The organism is Microcoleus sp. D2_18a_B4 (assembly GCF_036702475.1).
Lineage (GTDB): Bacteria > Cyanobacteriota > Cyanobacteriia > Cyanobacteriales > Microcoleaceae > Microcoleus.
In genome coordinates this window covers 559-1,216 of record NZ_JAUBTL010000150.1, presented here as the reverse complement: position 1 = coordinate 1,216, position 658 = coordinate 559, and the positions used below count along the sequence as shown (strand labels likewise).

Below are 658 nucleotides of genomic sequence, written 5' to 3'. Positions count from 1 at the left end.
TTTTCACTGGTTCTGCGGTTGATAACCTCACTCTGATTGACTTCGATGATCAGGGGGGAGGGAATAACACTAGCCTGATTAGCCTGAATGCTACAGCCGGGACAACCTATCAAATTGCTGTTGATGGTTGGATTTCTAATACAGGTTCGATTCAACTTAATATTGCACCCGCCAATATAAATGGCACTCCTGGCCCTGATAACTTAACGGGAACTCCCAATCCAGATACCATCAATGGATTGGCCGGCAACGACACCATCAATGGATTGGCCAGCAACGACACCATAGATGGTGGCGACGATAACGATCGTTTAGACGGAGGACTCGGACTCGACCAACTTAGAGGGGGATTGGGTAACGATATTTTCGTTGTGGATAATGTAGGGGATGTCGTCACTGAACTTCCAGCTCAAGGAACCGATTTAGTGGAATCTGGCATCACCCACACCTTACGTCCAAATGTTGAAAACCTGACTTTAACAGGCAGCGCACTGATTAACGGCACCGGAAATACTCTAGCCAACGTCATCACCGGCAACACCGCCAATAATACGCTCAATGGCCTTAGCGGAGCCGACCAACTTAGAGGCGGATTGGGTAACGATATCTACATTGTGGATAATGCCGGAGATATCGTCACTGAACTTGCAGCTCAAGG

At 48.0% G+C, this 658-nt stretch carries 1 protein-coding gene; it reads left to right on the top strand.

The window, feature by feature from the left end:
- Window positions 1–658 (top strand): calcium-binding protein (locus tag QUB04_RS32420; protein WP_333290755.1); only part of this gene is annotated, 658 nt, incomplete at both ends.